Source organism: Streptomyces marincola, from assembly GCF_020410765.1.
Taxonomy (GTDB): Bacteria; Actinomycetota; Actinomycetes; order Streptomycetales; family Streptomycetaceae; genus Streptomyces; species Streptomyces marincola.
Window position 1 is genome coordinate 3852114 of the sequence record NZ_CP084541.1, and the last position, 15390, is coordinate 3867503.

General features: G+C 73.8%; 16 protein-coding genes. 9 read left to right on the forward strand and 7 right to left on the reverse strand.

From position 1 onward, the window contains the following. Nucleotides 1-43: 43 nt before the first annotated feature. From dacB to folE, 6 genes are all read left to right on the forward strand, one after another. Nucleotides 44-1465 carry a D-alanyl-D-alanine carboxypeptidase/D-alanyl-D-alanine endopeptidase gene (dacB, locus tag LC193_RS16840; RefSeq protein WP_226075150.1) on the forward strand — a complete coding sequence of 474 codons (1422 nt, stop codon included), beginning with the start codon at nt 44-46 and terminating at the stop codon, nt 1463-1465. Nucleotides 1466-1516: 51 nt separating this feature from the next. Beyond that, nucleotides 1517-2656 carry a zinc-dependent metalloprotease gene (locus LC193_RS16845; RefSeq protein WP_226075151.1) on the forward strand — a complete coding sequence of 380 codons (1140 nt, stop codon included), beginning with the start codon at nt 1517-1519 and terminating at the stop codon, nt 2654-2656. 152 nt (nt 2657-2808) lie between these two features. After that, nucleotides 2809-3870 (forward strand): tRNA lysidine(34) synthetase TilS, encoded by a 1062-nt coding sequence (tilS, locus tag LC193_RS16850; RefSeq protein WP_226075152.1) that lies wholly within the window; start codon nt 2809-2811, stop codon nt 3868-3870. Between the two features lie 16 nt (nt 3871-3886). Continuing rightward, nucleotides 3887-4441, forward strand: coding sequence for a hypoxanthine phosphoribosyltransferase (hpt, locus tag LC193_RS16855; RefSeq protein WP_086159240.1), 555 nt, complete (start codon nt 3887-3889; stop codon nt 4439-4441). A gap of 214 nt (nt 4442-4655) precedes the next feature. Continuing rightward, nucleotides 4656-6659, forward strand: coding sequence for an ATP-dependent zinc metalloprotease FtsH (gene ftsH / locus LC193_RS16860; protein WP_226078675.1), 2004 nt, complete (start codon nt 4656-4658; stop codon nt 6657-6659). Between the two features lie 96 nt (nt 6660-6755). Next, nucleotides 6756-7376, forward strand: coding sequence for a GTP cyclohydrolase I FolE (gene folE / locus LC193_RS16865; protein ID WP_226075153.1), 621 nt, complete (start codon nt 6756-6758; stop codon nt 7374-7376). A gap of 8 nt (nt 7377-7384) precedes the next feature. Here folE and LC193_RS16870 read toward each other — a convergent pair whose 3' ends face one another. From LC193_RS16870 to LC193_RS16885, 4 genes are all read right to left on the reverse strand, one after another. After that, nucleotides 7385-8227, reverse strand: coding sequence for a hypothetical protein (locus tag LC193_RS16870; protein ID WP_226075154.1), 843 nt, complete (start codon nt 8225-8227; stop codon nt 7385-7387). Nucleotides 8228-8313: 86 nt separating this feature from the next. After that, a complete protein-coding gene (locus LC193_RS16875) occupies nt 8314-9288 on the reverse strand; it encodes an ABC transporter substrate-binding protein (RefSeq protein ID WP_226075156.1) in 975 nt (324 codons plus the stop codon). Next, on the reverse strand, nt 9285-10046 hold the full coding sequence (locus LC193_RS16880) for an ABC transporter permease (protein ID WP_226075157.1): 762 nt from the start codon (nt 10044-10046) through the stop codon (nt 9285-9287). Before LC193_RS16880 ends, LC193_RS16875 begins: the two co-directional genes overlap by 4 nt. Nucleotides 10047-10048: 2 nt before the next feature. Then, nucleotides 10049-10819 carry an ABC transporter permease gene (locus LC193_RS16885; RefSeq protein WP_226078676.1) on the reverse strand — a complete coding sequence of 257 codons (771 nt, stop codon included), beginning with the start codon at nt 10817-10819 and terminating at the stop codon, nt 10049-10051. A gap of 50 nt (nt 10820-10869) precedes the next feature. On the opposite strand from LC193_RS16885, the gene LC193_RS16890 reads away from it, so the two are divergent. Beyond that, nucleotides 10870-12051: an ABC transporter ATP-binding protein gene (locus tag LC193_RS16890; RefSeq protein ID WP_226075158.1), complete on the forward strand. Its 1182-nt coding sequence runs from the start codon at nt 10870-10872 to the stop codon at nt 12049-12051. 43 nt (nt 12052-12094) lie between these two features. Here the strand turns inward: LC193_RS16890 and LC193_RS16895 are convergent, their stop codons facing one another. The 3 genes from LC193_RS16895 to folB all read right to left on the reverse strand — a co-directional run bounded on the left by LC193_RS16895 (nt 12095) and on the right by folB (nt 13684). Continuing rightward, nucleotides 12095-12598 carry a DUF3180 domain-containing protein gene (locus LC193_RS16895; protein WP_226075159.1) on the reverse strand — a complete coding sequence of 168 codons (504 nt, stop codon included), beginning with the start codon at nt 12596-12598 and terminating at the stop codon, nt 12095-12097. A gap of 118 nt (nt 12599-12716) precedes the next feature. Continuing rightward, nucleotides 12717-13328: a 2-amino-4-hydroxy-6-hydroxymethyldihydropteridine diphosphokinase gene (gene folK / locus LC193_RS16900; RefSeq protein WP_226075160.1), complete on the reverse strand. Its 612-nt coding sequence runs from the start codon at nt 13326-13328 to the stop codon at nt 12717-12719. Further along, nucleotides 13325-13684: a dihydroneopterin aldolase gene (gene folB, locus LC193_RS16905; protein ID WP_086159232.1), complete on the reverse strand. Its 360-nt coding sequence runs from the start codon at nt 13682-13684 to the stop codon at nt 13325-13327. Before folB ends, folK begins: the two co-directional genes overlap by 4 nt. 172 nt (nt 13685-13856) lie before the next feature. On the opposite strand from folB, the gene folP reads away from it, so the two are divergent. Then, nucleotides 13857-14777, forward strand: coding sequence for a dihydropteroate synthase (gene folP / locus LC193_RS16910; RefSeq protein WP_226075161.1), 921 nt, complete (start codon nt 13857-13859; stop codon nt 14775-14777). After that, nucleotides 14774-15277 (forward strand): nuclear transport factor 2 family protein, encoded by a 504-nt coding sequence (locus LC193_RS16915; RefSeq protein ID WP_226075163.1) that lies wholly within the window; start codon nt 14774-14776, stop codon nt 15275-15277. The genes folP and LC193_RS16915 overlap by 4 nt, the downstream gene beginning before the upstream one ends. Nucleotides 15278-15390: the final 113 nt, after the last annotated feature.

Genomic DNA, 15390 nt, shown 5'->3' on the forward strand with positions numbered 1-15390 from the left:
TGTCCGCACGCGAAAGGGGCTGGTCCGTACCGTGCGCAGGGCAGTGCAAGCGCTTCGCGACCGCCGTGCCGCCTGGCGGCCGGCCATCGGCTCGGCGGCGGCCGGCCTCGTCCTGGCGGCAGGGGCCGTCGCGCTCACCGGTCCCTGGGACGCCGGGCAGCGGGCGGCCGAACGCGACCGCGCGACCGCGGCGGACGCGGAGCGCGACAGCACGGAAGCGGAGCGTGCGGGTGGCACTGTACCCGCTGCGGCGCCCGTGCTCCCACCCCTCGACGGCGCGGGCACCCCGCTGTCCCCCGCCGCCGTCGAACGCGCGCTCGCGCCGCTGCTCGCGGACCCGGCGCTCGGCGAGGGCGCGGCGGGCGCGGTCGTGGACATCTCCACGGGCACCGCGCTCTACGCGTCCGACGCGGGCGAGGGCCGCGCCCCGGCCTCCACGGTCAAGTCGCTGACCGCCGTCGCCGCGCTCGACGCCCTGGGCCCCGACCACAGGCTCACCACCGAGGCCGTGTGGGACGCGGAGCGGGAACGGGTCGTCCTGGTCGGCGGCGGGGACACCACCCTCACGAGGGACGACCTCCGAGGGCTCGCCCACCGCACCGCGCGGGCGCTCGCGGAGCGGGACGTCGAGACCGCGGGCGTCGCCTACGACATCTCCCGCTACCCGCGCGAGCAACTTCACCCGATCGGGGAGGGCAACAGCAACATCGCGACCATCACCCCCCTCCAGCTGAACGCGGGCCGCACCGACGACAGCACCAGCGGCCCGGCCCCGCGCACGGCGGACCCGGCCGCCGAGGCCGCCGCGGTCTTCGCGGGACTCCTCGCCGACGAGGGCATCGGGGGCGGCGACGGGCGGCCGGGGCGGCAGACCGCGCCCGAGGACGCGCAGCGGCTGGCCGTCCACCGCTCCGCGCCGCTGTCCGTCCTCGTCGAGCGCATGCTCACGCACAGCGACAACGACCTGGCCGAGGCCGTGGCCAGGGCCGTGGCCGTGGACGCCGGGCAGCCGGCCGACTTCCGCGGCGTGGACCGGGCCCTCACCGCGCGCCTCGACGCGCTCGGGCTGCCGCTGGACGGCGTGCGGCTCGCCGACGCCAGCGGCCTCGACCGCGACGGGCGCGTCAGCGCCGCCCTGCTCACCCGCGCCCTCGCGCTGGCCGCCGACCCGCAGCGGCCCGAGCTGCGCCCGGCGCTGACCGGGCTGCCGGTGGCGGGCTTCACCGGCACCCTGGCCGGCCGTTACGACGGCGGCGGCGGCGAGGGCGGGGACGGCGGCGCGGGCCTGGTGCGGGCCAAGACCGGCACCCTGACCGGCGTGAACGCCCTGGCCGGCACGGCGGTGACCGCCGAGGGGCGGGTGCTGGCGTTCGCGTTCCTCGCCTCGGACACCAGGGACGCCGGCGCGGCCGAGGCGGCCCTCGACGCGGCGGCCACACGGCTCGCGACCTGCGGCTGCCGGTGAGGGCACCGGTGCCCTATCCGCTTTCGCGCCGGGCACCGTACCGTTGACAGCATGACGAGCCTCGGCGGAACGGACCTGGTCGACTGGAACCTCGCGGTGTCAACGGCGGCCCGCATCACCCGGCCGGGCCCGGAGGTGAGCCGCGACGAGGCCCGCGCGATCGTCGCGGAGCTGCGCCGCCACGCGGTGGCGTCCGAGGCCCACGTGCGCGAGTTCACCGGGCTCGGCTCGGGCGCCGTGGACACCCCCGTGCTCGTCGTCGACCGCATGGGCTGGGTGCGGGCCAACGTGGCCGGCTTCCGCGCCGTGCTGCGGCCCCTGGTGTCCCGGATGCGGGAGCGGCGCGAGGGCGTCCCGGGCGGCGCCGCGCTGACGGCGGTCGGCAGCAAGGTGACGGGCGTCGAGGTCGGCATGCTGCTGTCGTTCCTGTCCTCGCGTGTCCTCGGCCAGTACGAGACGTTCGCACCGGCGGGGCCCGAGCTGCCCGCGGGCGGCGGCGAGGGGCAGGCGGGCGCCGGGCGGCTGCTGCTCGTCGCGCCGAACATCGTGCACGTCGAACGCGAACTCGACGTGCACCCCCACGACTTCAGGCTGTGGGTCGCGCTGCACGAGGAGACGCACCGCACCCAGTTCACGGCCGTGCCCTGGCTGCGCGACCACCTGGAGAGCGAGATCCAGGCGTTCCTCACCGAGGCCGACGTGGACCCGGCCACGCTGCTCGAACGGCTGCGGCAGGCCGCCCAGAGCCTGGCGGGACGCGGCCAGGACGAGGCGGGCGCGCGCGAGAACGACGGCGGGCTCGGCATCGTCGACCTGGTGCAGACCCCCAGGCAGCGCGAGATCCTCGACCGGCTCACGGCCGTGATGTCGCTGCTCGAAGGGCACGCGGACTACGTCATGGACGGGGTGGGGCCGGCCGTGGTCCCCTCGGTCGCCGAGATCAGGGAGAAGTTCACGCGCCGCAGGCAGACCGGCGCGGGGCGGCTCGACCGGGCGCTGCGCCGCCTGCTCGGCATGGACGCCAAGCTGCGCCAGTACCGGGACGGAGAGCGTTTCGTCCGGCAGGTGGTCGAACAGGCCGGCATGACGGGCTTCAACAAGGTGTGGACGTCACCGAACACCCTGCCGGGCAAGGAGGAGATCGCCCGCCCGGAACAGTGGGTCGCGCGCGTGAAGCCGACCGCGTCGTAGGTTGCAGAACCGACCCAGAATCACTCGTATGAGGGACCGTCGCCTCATGCCTGGCGTGCGATGCTCGGGTAACAGACGTTCTCTGTCACCATTTACCTACGCTGCGTGACAGTGCTCCCGGGCTCGATCTGCCAGAAAGAAGTGATTCGGACATGGGTCCCCACCCCGCGGTCGCCGCGATACGCCTGGCGGTCCGCCGCGCTCTCCAGGACGTCCTCGCCGATGTGCTCGCCGGTGCCCCCCGCGCCGCCGCCCCGGCCGCCCCCGCCGAGCAGCCCCCCCTCGTCCTCGTCGCCTGCTCGGGCGGCGCGGACTCCATGGCACTCGCCTCCGCGCTCGCCTTCGAGGCCCCGCGCCTCGGCGTCCGGGCCGGCGGCGTCACGGTCGACCACGGCCTCCAGGCCGGCTCCGACCTCAGGGCCCACGAGGTCGCGGAACGGCTCGCCGCGCTCGGGCTCGCCCCCGTCGAGGCGGTCACCGTCCGCGTGGGCCGCGCCGGCGGCCCCGAGGCCGCCGCCCGCTCCGCCCGGTACGCCGCGCTCGACGCCGCGGCGGAACGGCACCGCGCCCAGGCCGTGCTCCTCGGCCATACCCGCGACGACCAGGCGGAAACCGTACTGCTCGGTCTGGCCCGCGGCTCGGGCACGCGTTCGCTCTCCGGCATGGCGGCCGTCTCCGGCGGCCTGTCGGGCGCGTGCGGCACGGACCGCAGGTACCGGCGCCCGTTCCTCGCCGTCGACCGCCAGACCACGCGCAAGGCGTGCCTGGTCCAGGCCCTGCCGGTGTGGGACGACCCGCACAACGCCGACCCCTCCTTCACCCGCTCCCGCGTGCGCCACGAGGCCCTTCCCGTCCTGGAGAAGGCGCTGGGCCGCGGCGTGGTCGAGGCCCTGGCCCGCACCGCGCAGCTGTCCCGCGACGACGCCGACGCCCTGGACGCGTGGGCCACGCAGGCCCAGCGCGCCGCGACCCGCCCCGACGGCACGCTGGAGATCGCGGCGCTGCACGACCTGCCCCCCGCCGTGCGCCGCCGGGTGCTGCGCCGGGCGGCCATCGCCGCGGGCGCCCCGGCCGGCTCGCTGTTCGCCCGCCACATCGAGGAGACCGACCGCCTCATCACCGCCTGGCGCGGCCAGCGCCCGCTGAACCTGCCCGGCCGCGTCGAGGCCAGGAGGCAGGGTGGCAGACTGGTGCTCCAGCAGGCGAACCAGTAGAGAGCAGTGGGCACGGGTGCACGAGAAGGATCTGGGGGCCGACCTGGAGTCGGTGCTCATCACCAAGGAACAGATCGACGCCAGGCTCGCGGAGCTTGCCGCCGCGATCGACGCGGAGTACGCGGGCAAGGACGTGCTGCTCGTCGGTGTGCTCAAGGGCGCCGTGATGGTGATGGCCGACCTCGCGCGTGCCCTGTCCACCCCGGTGACCATGGACTGGATGGCGGTGTCGTCCTACGGGGCCGGCACCCAGTCCTCGGGCGTCGTGCGCATCCTCAAGGACCTGGACACCGACATCCAGGGCCGCCACGTGCTGATCGTCGAGGACATCATCGACTCCGGGCTCACGCTCTCCTGGCTGCTGTCCAACCTGGGCTCCCGCGAGCCCGCCTCGCTGCGCGTGTGCACCCTGCTGCGCAAGCCCGAGGCGGCGAAGGTCGACATCGACGTGGCGTGGGTCGGCTTCGACATTCCGAGTGAGTTCGTCGTGGGCTACGGGCTCGACTACGCCGAGCGCTACCGCAACCTCCCCTTCGTCGGCACGCTCGCCCCGCACGTCTACAACGGGTAGCCGGGAACACCCCGCGATGCCCTACCGTTGAGTCGGGCAGAGCGGCGGTTGCCCGACGCCCGGCAGCGCGGGGCGGCACTGCTGGGGTACCGTCGCCGTAGGTCAGCTGATACAGGCCGGGCGCACTACGGCCGACACCGCGCGCACAGCGGATCCCATCCGGGGGCTGTGCCTCTACGTGGCAGGAGGGACGGGGCCGCGCCGCCCCGTATGGATAGACGTGAAGCGCTATTTCCGTGGGCCAGTGATGTGGATCGTGCTGGCCGTCCTCGCCGTGATTCTGCTGATGCAGGTGTTCAGCTCGTCCGAGGGCTACAAGACGGTCGACACCGGCGAGGTCGTCCAGGCGATCAGCCAGAACCAGGTCCGGTCCGCCGAGCTCACGACCGGTGATGAGCAGACCATTCGGGTCGAGCTCAAGGACGGTCAGGAGATCGAGGACACCAACAAGGTCCAGGCCAACTACATCGACGAGCAGGGCTGGGACATCGCGCAGATGCTCCAGTCCAAGTTCCAGGACGAGCAGATCCCCGACGGGTACACGGTCTCCCCGAAGTCGCAGAACCCGTTCGTCGGCATGCTGCTGTCCATCCTGCCGTTCCTGCTGATCATCATCGTCTTCCTGTTCCTGATGAACCAGATGCAGGGCGGCGGCTCCCGCGTCATGAACTTCGGCAAGTCCAAGGCCAAGCTCATCACCAAGGACACCCCGAAGACGACGTTCGCGGACGTCGCCGGCTCCGACGAGGCGGTCGAGGAGCTGCACGAGATCAAGGAGTTCCTCCAGGAGCCCGCGAAGTTCCAGGCCGTCGGCGCGAAGATCCCGAAGGGCGTCCTGCTCTACGGCCCGCCCGGCACCGGCAAGACGCTGCTCGCGCGCGCCGTCGCGGGCGAGGCGGGGGTGCCGTTCTACTCGATCTCCGGTTCCGACTTCGTCGAGATGTTCGTCGGCGTCGGCGCCTCCCGGGTGCGCGACCTGTTCGAGCAGGCCAAGGCCAACGCGCCGGCCATCGTCTTCGTCGACGAGATCGACGCGGTCGGCCGGCACCGCGGCGCCGGTATGGGCGGCGGGCACGACGAGCGGGAGCAGACGCTCAACCAGCTGCTGGTCGAGATGGACGGCTTCGACGTCAAGGGCGGCGTGATCCTGATCGCCGCGACCAACCGGCCCGACATCCTCGACCCGGCGCTGCTGCGTCCCGGCCGCTTCGACCGGCAGATCGCCGTCGACCGGCCGGACATGCAGGGCCGCCTCGAAATCCTCAAGGTGCACCAGCGCGGCAAGCCGGTCGCCCCGGACGTGGACCTGGGCGCGGTCGCGCGCCGCACGCCCGGTTTCACGGGCGCCGACCTGAACAACGTGCTGAACGAGGCCGCGCTCCTGGCCGCCAGGAGCAACGCCAAGCTCATCGACAACAAGTTCCTCGACGAGGCGATCGACCGCGTCGTGGCGGGACCGCAGAAGCGCACCCGGATCATGAGCCAGAAGGAGAAGATGATCACCGCGTACCACGAGGGCGGGCACGCCCTGGTGGCGGCGGCGTCGCCGAACAGCGACCCCGTGCACAAGGTGACGATCCTCTCCCGCGGCCGTGCCCTCGGCTACACCATGGTGCTGCCCGAGGAGGACAAGTACTCCACCACGCGCAACGAGATGCTCGACCGCCTGGCGTACATGATGGGCGGGCGCGCGGCCGAGGAGCTGGTCTTCCACGACCCGACCACGGGCGCGGGCGACGACATCGACAAGGCGACGTCCACCGCCAGGGCGATGGTCACGCAGTACGGCATGACGGAGCGGCTGGGCGCCATCAAGTTCGGCACCGACAACTCCGAGCCGTTCCTCGGCAAGGACATGGGCCACCAGCGCGACTACTCGGAAGAGGTCGCCGGGCTGGTGGACGAGGAGGTCAAGAAGCTGATCGAGACGGCGCACAACGAAGCCTGGGAGATCCTGGTGGAGAACCGCGACGTCCTCGACAACCTCGTCCTCGCGCTCCTTGAGCGGGAAACGCTGAACAAGGAGGAGCTGGCGGAGATCTTCCAGCCGGTGATCAAGCGTCCGGCGCGGCCGGCGTGGACCGGTTCCGCCCGCCGCACCCCCTCCACCCGGCCGCCGGTGACGTTCCCCACCAAGGGGATCAACCTGGCGAACGGGAGCCTGGAAAAGGGCAAGCCGCCCCTTGAGTCCGTGGACGAGCCCCGCGGCGACGAGTGACCGGAATGTCTCCCGCGCCCCTCACGTTGCACGGTGAGGGGCGCGGTGCATGTTCACGGCGGGACGCCGCGGCCGGCGAGAGGGAATGAGGAGCACATGACCGACGCGTTGACGCCGGCGCCCGGGGATGGGTCCGGAGACAGCCCCATCGGGGAGTTCGACGAGAAGCGTGCCGAGAACGCGATACGCGAGCTGCTCATCGCGGTCGGGGAGGACCCGGACCGGGAGGGGCTGCGGGACACCCCGGCCCGGGTGGCGCGCGCCTACCGGGAGATCTTCGCCGGTCTGTGGCAGCGCCCCGAGGACGTCCTGACCACGACGTTCGACCTGGGGCACGACGAGATGGTGCTGGTCAAGGACATCGAGGTGCTGTCGTCCTGCGAGCACCACCTGGTGCCGTTCGTGGGCTACGCGCACGTCGGCTACATCCCGTCGAGCAACGGCAAGATCACCGGTCTGTCCAAGCTGGCCAGGCTCGTCGACGTGTTCGCCCGCCGCCCGCAGGTGCAGGAGCGGCTGACCACGCAGATCGCGGACGCGCTGATGCGGATTCTTGAGCCGCGCGGGGTGATCGTCGTCATCGAGTGCGAGCACATGTGCATGACCATGCGCGGGGTGCGCAAGCCCGGCGCGAAGACCACGACCTCGGCCGTGCGGGGGCAGCTGCGGGACGCGGCGACCCGGGCCGAGGCGATGAGCCTCATCCTCGCGCGGTAGCGCGCGCCTCAGGTCCGGTCGCCCGAGCCGCCGGCCGGCTGTTCCGGGACCGCGGGCCGCCGGCCCTCGCCGCGCCCGGCGGTGCCGCTTCCGGTACCGGTGCCGTTTCCGGTGCCGAAGAAGTCGAAGCCGCCGGACGGGCGCGGGCGCGGCGGCGCGGCCGGTGGCTGCGGGCTCCGCCCGCGCGCGCCCTTCTCCTGCGCCTGCTTCTCCTGCGCCTCCCTGGCCTTCTGCGCCACTCGGGCCCCGCGCGCCTCCTGCGCATCCAGCGTCTCGCGCTGGCGCGCGGCGCTGCGCGCCAGCGCACCGAGCGCCTCGTGCGCCTGCCGGTACGTGAGCGGGGTCGGCGCGCCGCCCGCCGTCCTGTGGTCGGCGGCCCCGGTGGCCAGCTCCCTGGCGGGCGCCGCCGCCTCGATGGCGAGCTGCCTGCGGCCTTCGAGCGCCTTGGCGCGCTCGCTCTCGGCCGTGGCGTACCGGCGCAGCAGCGCGGCGTGCTCGGAACGCAGCCTGGCCAGCTCGGCCCGTTTGGCGCGGGCCTTCTCCTCGAAGGCGGCGATCTGCTCCTGCGCCTCCTCCAGCTCGGCCTGCCGCTCCTCGACCTGCCACGCGAGACCGGCCTTGGCGGCACGTTCCCTCGCGACCTGCCGCCCGGCCGCGAGGTCCCAGCGCCGCAGCAGCGCCGCGGCGACCAGGGCGGCGGCGGCGGTCACCGCGACGAGGCTCCTGAGCGCTATCGCGTCGCCGTCCCCGAACAGCCAGGAACCCGCCGCGCACGCCAGCGCGAGCGTGCCGAGTCCGGCCGGAACCAGCACCTTGTGCAGTGCTGAGGAGCGGTGACGTCCACGTGCCATGGGCGAAACCTACCGTGACGCCGTGTGCGCGCGGGAGAGTGACCGGGGGGTTGTGCCGCTGCCGTTATGCGCGGGTCGTCTGGTGTTCAGCTTCCGACGAGTCCCCGCTCGACGAGGTAGTCGCGGGCGACCTCGTCGGCCTTGCGGCGTTCGGCGTCGACCTGCCGGTTCAGCTCGATCAGGTCGTCGGTCGTGAGCACCGCGGTCAGCTCGTCGAGCGCGGCGGCGACGTTCTCGTCGCTCGCGGTCTCCGTGTTCAGGACGGGCAGCAGGTTGTCCGCGAGCTGGAGGTTCCGGTCGTCCTCCAGGATCACGAGGCCGAAGTCCTCCAGGGTGGCGTCCGTGGTGGTGACGAGCACGAGCTGGTCGTCGCCGTTCTGCACGGCCTGCTTGGCCTGCACGGTGCCGACGCCGAGCGGGTCGACGGCCGTGATGTCGATGCCGTAGGTCTCTTCGAGGCCCGGCTGGCAGAACGGGCGCGACGGGCAGTCCTCGCCGGCCGCCACGCGCACAGGAAGGCCGGCCTCGCCCAGGTCGGAGAGCGTTTCCAGGCCGTGCTCGGCGGCGTACTCCTCGCTGACCGCGAACGCGTTCTGGTCGACGGCCTCGCCGGCGTCCAGCACGGTCAGGCCGCGGGGCTCGGCGAGCTCGCGCAGCGCCGCGACGGTGGCGTTCACGTCGGATGAGGCGACGGGCTCGGCGTCGGGCCCGTTCTCCTGGGCGTTGTAGTACTCCGTCATGGTGGCCGCGTACTCGGGAACGACGTCGATCGCGCCGCTCTCCAGCTCGGGCGCGTACAGCTCGCGCCCCTCGGTGGTGGTGATCGTGGTGGAGTAGCCGGCCTCCTCAAGGACCTGCGCGTACAGCTCCGTCATGATCGTGGCCTCGGTGAAGTTGGCGCCGCCGACGGTGAGGGAGCCCGCGCTCTCCTCGGTGCCGCCGTCGCCCCCCTCCTCCTCCAGGGTGTCCCCGCCGCCGCAGGCGGTCAGGGACAGGGCGAGGGCGGTGGCGGCGCTCGCGGTCAGCAGGGCGCGCCTGCGGCGGGCGGGGGTGGCGGTCACGGGGTGCTCCGTTCGACGGGTTCCGGTGCGGCAGGAGTGCGGGGGGCCGCGGGCGCGGCGGCCGGGGCGCGGCGGCGGGCCCGGTTCCGCCCGCGGGCGGGGTCGAGCAGCCGCTGGGCGAGGGCGAGCACGCCCTCGACAGTGAGGGCGAGCACGGCGACCAGCGTGGCGCCCGCGACGACCTGGGCGGTGTCGTAGGTGGCGAAGCCCGCGGTGATGATGCGGCCGAGCCCGCCGCCCGCGGCGAGCGCGGCGAGGGTCGCGGTGGCCACGACCTGCACGGCCGCGGTGCGCACGCCGGTCATGAGCAGCGGGAACGCGAGCGGCAGCTCGACCCGGGCGAGCAGCTGCGCGCGGGACATGCCCATGCCGCGCGCGGCCTGGACGACGTCGCGGTCGGCCTCCGCGATGCCGATGTAGGCGTTGGTGAGCAGCGGCGGCACCGCGAACAGGACGAGCGCGACGATGGTCGGCAGGTCGCCGTGGCGGCCGAGCGGGCCGAGGGTGAGCAGCACGAGCACGGCGAACGTGGGGATCGCGCGGCCGGCGTTGGAGATGTTGATGGCGAGCGCGCCGCCGAACCCGCGTCCGCCGCCGTGGCCGAGCCACAGGGCGAGCGGCAGGGCGATGGCGCAGGCCAGGGCGAGGCAGAGGCCGGAGAGGTACAGGTGTTCGCCCAGGCGCTGCCATACGCCGGACTCGCCCGACCAGTGCTCGCCCGTGGTCAGCCAGGTCCAGGCGTCGGGGATCACGTCCATGGTCAGACCCCTTTCGCAACGTTGTCCGCCAGGTTGTCCGCCGGGCCGTCCGCCGGGCCGTCGGCCAGGTCGAGCGCGGTGTCGCGGCGCGGTGCGCGGCGGGGCGCGCGGTGCCGCGTCCAGGGGGTGAGCAGCCGTTGCGCGCCGAGCAGCAGCAGGTCGGCGGTGACGGCGAGCAGGACGCACAGCACGGACGCGGTCAGCACCTGCGCCTTGAAGTAGCTGTCCATGCCGGAGTAGATGAGGTTGCCGAGGCCGCCGTGGCCGACGATCGCGCCGACGGTGGTCAGGGAGACCGCCGAGACCGTGGCGATGCGCACGCCCGCCATGAGGGCGGGCAGCGACAGCGGCAGCTCGACCGCGAACAGCAGCCGCACGCGGCCGTAGCCCAGGCCCCTGGCCGCCTCCCTCGCCTCGTCGGGAACGGACGCGAGGCCGGTGAGCATGTTGCGCACGAGCACGGTCAGCGAGTAGAGGACCAGGCCGCAGACGACCACGGACGCGGAGATGCCGAACACCGGCAGCAGCAGCGCGTACATGGCGAGCGAGGGGACCGTGTAGAGGATGGTGGTCAGGCTGAGGACCGGGCCCGCGGCCAGCCGCCAGCGGCGCGCGACCAGGGCGAGCGGGAACGCGGCGAGCACGGCGAGGCCGACGGCTCCCGCGGTGATCAGGACGTGTTCGACGAGGGCGTCACCGAGCTCGTCCGAGCGGCTGCTGACGTACTCGCCGCAGATCCACTCGTTTCTCGTCAGGCAGCTTTCGGCGGCCATCGCACTCATGTTCCACCACCCTAGACGCTGAAGCTGACAGAATGATGAACATGTTGCGGTTCGAGCAGGTGTCCAAACGCTACGCGGACGGCACGGTCGCCGTCGACGACCTGAACCTGGACGTGGCCGAGGGGGAGCTGGTCACGCTGGTCGGTCCCTCGGGCTGCGGCAAGACGACCACCATGCGCATGGTCAACCGCCTGGAGGAGCCGACGGCCGGGCGCATCCTGTTCGACGGGCGCGACGTGGCCGAGTACGACCCGGTCCGCCTGCGCCGGCGCATCGGCTACGTGATCCAGCAGGTGGGCCTCTTCCCGCACCGGACCGTTCTGGACAACACCGCGACCGTGCCGCACCTGCTCGGGTGGCGGCGGCCCAAGGCGAGGCAGCGCGCGGCGGAGCTGCTTGACCTGGTCGGCCTCGACCCGGCCGTGTACGGCGACCGCTACCCCGACCAGCTCTCCGGCGGGCAGCGGCAGCGGGTGGGCGTGGCCAGGGCGCTGGCGGCCGACCCGCCGGTGCTGCTGATGGACGAGCCGTTCGGGGCCGTGGACCCGGTGGTGCGCGAGCGCCTCCAGAACGAGTTCCTGCGGCTCCAGGCCGAGATGCGCAAGACGGTCCTCTTCGTGACGCACGACATCGAGGAGGCGGTCAGGCTCGGTGACCGCATCGCGGTCTACGGCCAGGGCCGCGTGGAGCAGTTCGACTCGCCGGCGGCCGTGCTCGGCGCCCCGGCGAACGACTACGTCGCGTCGTTCGTGGGCAGCGACCGCGGGCTGAAGCGGCTGTCGGTGACGCCGGTGGAGAAGGGCGACCTCGAACAGCCGCCCGTGGTGCACCTGGCCGACCCGATGGAACGCGCCGCGGCGCGGATGCGGGCCGACGGCGCGCGCTGGGCGGTCGTGCTCGACGAGAACGAGCGGCTGCACGGCTGGGTGCCGGCCCACGAGGCGCGGAGCGGCGAGGACGCGGGCCGGGTCGCGCGCCACGCGCGGCGCATGGAGGCGTGGCTGCCGCTGGGCGCGTCGTTGAAGAAGGCGTTCAGCATGATGCTCCAGTACGACGCCGGCTGGATCGCCGTGCTCGACGAGGAGGACCGCTTCCTCGGCGTGCTCACCCCGGGCAGCCTGCACGAGGCGCTGCGCCGGTCCATCGACGCGGACGCGCTGGACGTGCCGCGCGCCGAGGTCGCGTTCGACACGGCCGAGGCGCCGCGGGTCGCGGCCGACTGACCGGGCCGCCCGGTCCCCGCGCGGCGGGCCCCGGCGCCGCGGGTCACACGGGCGAGCGCACGGGTCCTTCGCCCTCGCCGGCCCCGCCCTCGCCGTCGGGCAGGCGGCAGACGCGTTCGAGGAAGAGGGCCGCCGCGATCACCGCGACGCCGGCGAGCACGGCGAGTCCCGCGTAGAGCGCCTGGTCGCGGCGGTTCGGCACGTCGAAGCGCTCCATCAGCAGGAACAGCCCGAGGCCGCCGTAGCAGCCCGCGACCAGCGCGGAGACCAGCGCGCTCGCCTGGCCGAACACGACCGCGCGCGCCGCCATCATCCGGTCCACCGGCCGCGCCCCCGGGCGCCGTTCGCGCTGCGCGCGCAGCCGCGACCGCAGGGACAGCGCCGTCGCCAGCAGCGCGGCGGCGATCAGGGTCAGGATGACGGGGGAGAGCAGCGGGACCGCGGGCGGTGTGTTGCCGAACGACTCCCACAGGCCGACGCCGGCCCAGCTCAGTCCGAGTGCGGCGGCGAAGAGCCCGGCCAGTGTCCCGATCCGCAGTTGGTTCACCGCTGTTCGCGCCCCTCGTCGTGCCGTCGTGCCATCAGGTCGTCACCGTGCCGGAACGTGCCCCCGCCGTGGCGGTCACCCGGGGGCGGCACGGCCGGCCGCGCCGCCCCCGAGCGCGTCAGTCAGGGAGCACGAGCGCGGCGTCGGTCCGGAGCGAGACGCCCTGGTCGCCCAGGGCCGGCAGCAGGTCCGCCACCGCGCCGCGGCCCGGCACCTCGGCGTCGGGCTCGACATCGTGCCACGGCACCAGGACGAACGCCCGCTCGTGGGCCCGCGGGTGCGGGAGGGTGAGCGCCGGGTCGTCGGAGACGACTCCCTGGTACGCGACGATGTCGACATCGAGGGTACGCGGCCCCCAGCGGCTGTCCCGTACGCGTTCGAACGCTTCTTCGATGGCCTGGGCGCGTTCCCACAGGGAGGCGGGCGGCAGCGTGGTCTTGATGATGACCACGGCGTTGAAGTAGGTGGGCTGGCTGCCGGGGTCGACGCCCCACGGCTCGGTCTCGTAGACCGGCGAGACGGCCTTGACCCGCAGTCCCGGGGTGTCGGCGAGCGCGTCGAGCGCGCCCTGGAGGGTGTCGAGGCGGTTGCCCAGGTTGCTGCCGAGGGAGAGGACGGCGCGCTGCGGGTTGTGCAGGGTCGAGTCCGCGGCGTCCACCTGCTGCACCACCGAGGCGGGCACCGGCTGCACGGTCGGGTCGGGGGAGGAAGCGGCGTTGCTGGGGATCATGCTCGGCTCCGCTTGATGGTGAGGGTCACGTCGTCGAAGGGAACGGTGATCGGTGCCTGCGGCTTGTGCACCGTCACCTCCGCCTCGCGCACGGCGTCGTGGGCGAGGCACTGGTCGGCGATGCGCTGCGCCAGCGTTTCCAGCAGGTCGCACGGCGGGCCCGCGACGACGGCGGTGACCTCGGCCGCGACCGCGCCGTAGTCCACCGTCAGCGCGAGGTCGTCCGAGGCCGCCGCCGGGCGGGTGTCGAGCCCGAGCACCACATCGACGACGAACAGTTGTCCTTCCGCACGTTCCCGCGGCAGGACGCCGTGAAAGCCCTCGGCGCGCAGTCCGCGCAGGGTGATGCGGTCCACTGCGATCACTCCGATCGGTCGGTGGCCCGCCGGCTGAGGCCAACCAAAAAGACTGAAGGCATTCGAATCTACCTGCGACCCCTCCCCCCTTGGGTCAGCCCCACCCGCACGTGCGCCCGTCCCGGCCGTCCGCCGGGGCTCCGGGCCCCCGGCCGGGGCCTACCCTGGGGGCATGAGCTACTCGCACGGCCACGTGTCCGGCTTGCCCCGCTGGGACCGCTGCGCGGTCATGGGGGTGGTCAATGTCACACCGGACTCGTTCTCCGACGGCGGGCGCTGGTTCGACACCGAGGCCGCGATCAAACGGGGCCTGGCCCTGGTGGCCGAGGGCGCCGACCTGATCGACGTCGGCGGCGAGTCGACCCGGCCGGGCGCCTCCCGCGTCGACGAGGCCGAGGAGTTGCGCCGGGTCGTCCCCGTGGTGCGCGCGCTGGCCGCGGAGGGGGCCGTGGTCAGCGTGGACACGATGCGCGCCTCGGTGGCCAGAGCCGCGGTCGCGGCCGGTGCCCGCGTGGTCAACGACGTGAGCGGCGGCCGGGCCGATCCCGGCATGGTGCCCTCGGTCGCGGAGGCGGGCGTGCCGTTCGTCGTGATGCACTGGCGCGGCCAGAGCGTCGACATGAACGAGCGGGCCGTGTACGCGGACGTCGTGGGCGAGGTCCTGGCCGAGCTGCGCGAGAGCGTCGAGCACGCGGTGGCCGGGGGCATCCCGGCCGAGCGGCTGATCGCCGACCCAGGGCTCGGCTTCGCGAAGCAGGCCGCGCACGACCTCGCGCTCGTCGCGGCGACCGCGCGGCTGCGCGCGGAACTCGGCCTCCCGCTGCTGGTCGCGGCCTCGCGCAAGCGGTTCCTCGGCCGGGCCCTCGTCCCGCCGGGCGCCGCGCCCCCGCCGGCCAGGGCCAGGGACGCCGCGACGGCCGCGGTGACCGCGCTGGCGGCGGGCGCGGGCGCGTGGGCGGTGCGCGTGCACGAGGTGCGGGCGAACGCGGACGCCGTGCGGGTCGTCCGCGCGGTCGGCGGCGCGGACGGCAGGGGCGACGACGGGGCCGCGGTCGGCGGCACGGACGCCGGCGCGGGGGGCGGTGGCTCGTGAGCGGGGCGGGGACGGACGTCGAGGCGGTCGCCGCGGCGAACACCGCGCTGTACGACGCCCTCGAACGCGGCGACCTCGACGCGCTGTCCGCGCAGTGGCTGACCGAGGACGTCAGCGTGGTGCACCCGGGGTGGCCGGTGATCACCGGGCGGCAGGACGTCATGCGCTCCTACGCGCTGATCATGGCCAACACCGAGTACATCCAGTTCTTCCTGACGGACGTCGAGGTGTCCGTCCTCGGTGACACGGCGCTCGTCACCTGCACGGAGAACATCCTCAGCGGCGGCCCGGCCGAGGAGGACGGCTCGGCGGGTCCGCTGGTCGGCGGCCTCGTGGTGGCGACGAACATCTTCCGGCGCGCCGGGGACGGCGCGTGGAAGGTGTGGGCGCGCCACGGCTCCCCGGTGCTGATCGACCGCGACGACGAGGACGAGGACGACGAGGAGAACGGGGACGGGCCCGCGGAGGGCGGCCCCGGGGGCGTCACCGGCTTCGCCTGACGGCGGCGCGGCGGCCGTTCTCCCTGCGTCCCGGACCGCGCGCCCGTGTGCACGGGAACGTGCGGCGTTCCGTCGACGTGCCGTGAGCGGTCCGTCACCTCCGGCGCGCGCCC

Excerpts from the sequence above, each read along its gene's own strand:
- LC193_RS16845 (WP_226075151.1), top strand. The coding sequence starts at position 1,517 with ATGACGAGCCTCGGCGGAACGGACCTGGTCGACTGGAACCTCGCGGTG.
- tilS (WP_226075152.1), top strand. The coding sequence starts at position 2,809 with ATGGGTCCCCACCCCGCGGTCGCCGCGATACGCCTGGCGGTCCGCCGC.
- folE (WP_226075153.1), top strand. The coding sequence starts at position 6,756 with ATGACCGACGCGTTGACGCCGGCGCCCGGGGATGGGTCCGGAGACAGC.
- LC193_RS16870 (WP_226075154.1), bottom strand. The coding sequence starts at position 8,227 with ATGGCACGTGGACGTCACCGCTCCTCAGCACTGCACAAGGTGCTGGTT.
- LC193_RS16880 (WP_226075157.1), bottom strand. The coding sequence starts at position 10,046 with ATGGACGTGATCCCCGACGCCTGGACCTGGCTGACCACGGGCGAGCAC.
- LC193_RS16885 (WP_226078676.1), bottom strand. The coding sequence starts at position 10,819 with ATGGCCGCCGAAAGCTGCCTGACGAGAAACGAGTGGATCTGCGGCGAG.
- LC193_RS16890 (WP_226075158.1), top strand. The coding sequence starts at position 10,870 with ATGTTGCGGTTCGAGCAGGTGTCCAAACGCTACGCGGACGGCACGGTC.
- folK (WP_226075160.1), bottom strand. The coding sequence starts at position 13,328 with ATGATCCCCAGCAACGCCGCTTCCTCCCCCGACCCGACCGTGCAGCCG.
- folP (WP_226075161.1), top strand. The coding sequence starts at position 13,857 with ATGAGCTACTCGCACGGCCACGTGTCCGGCTTGCCCCGCTGGGACCGC.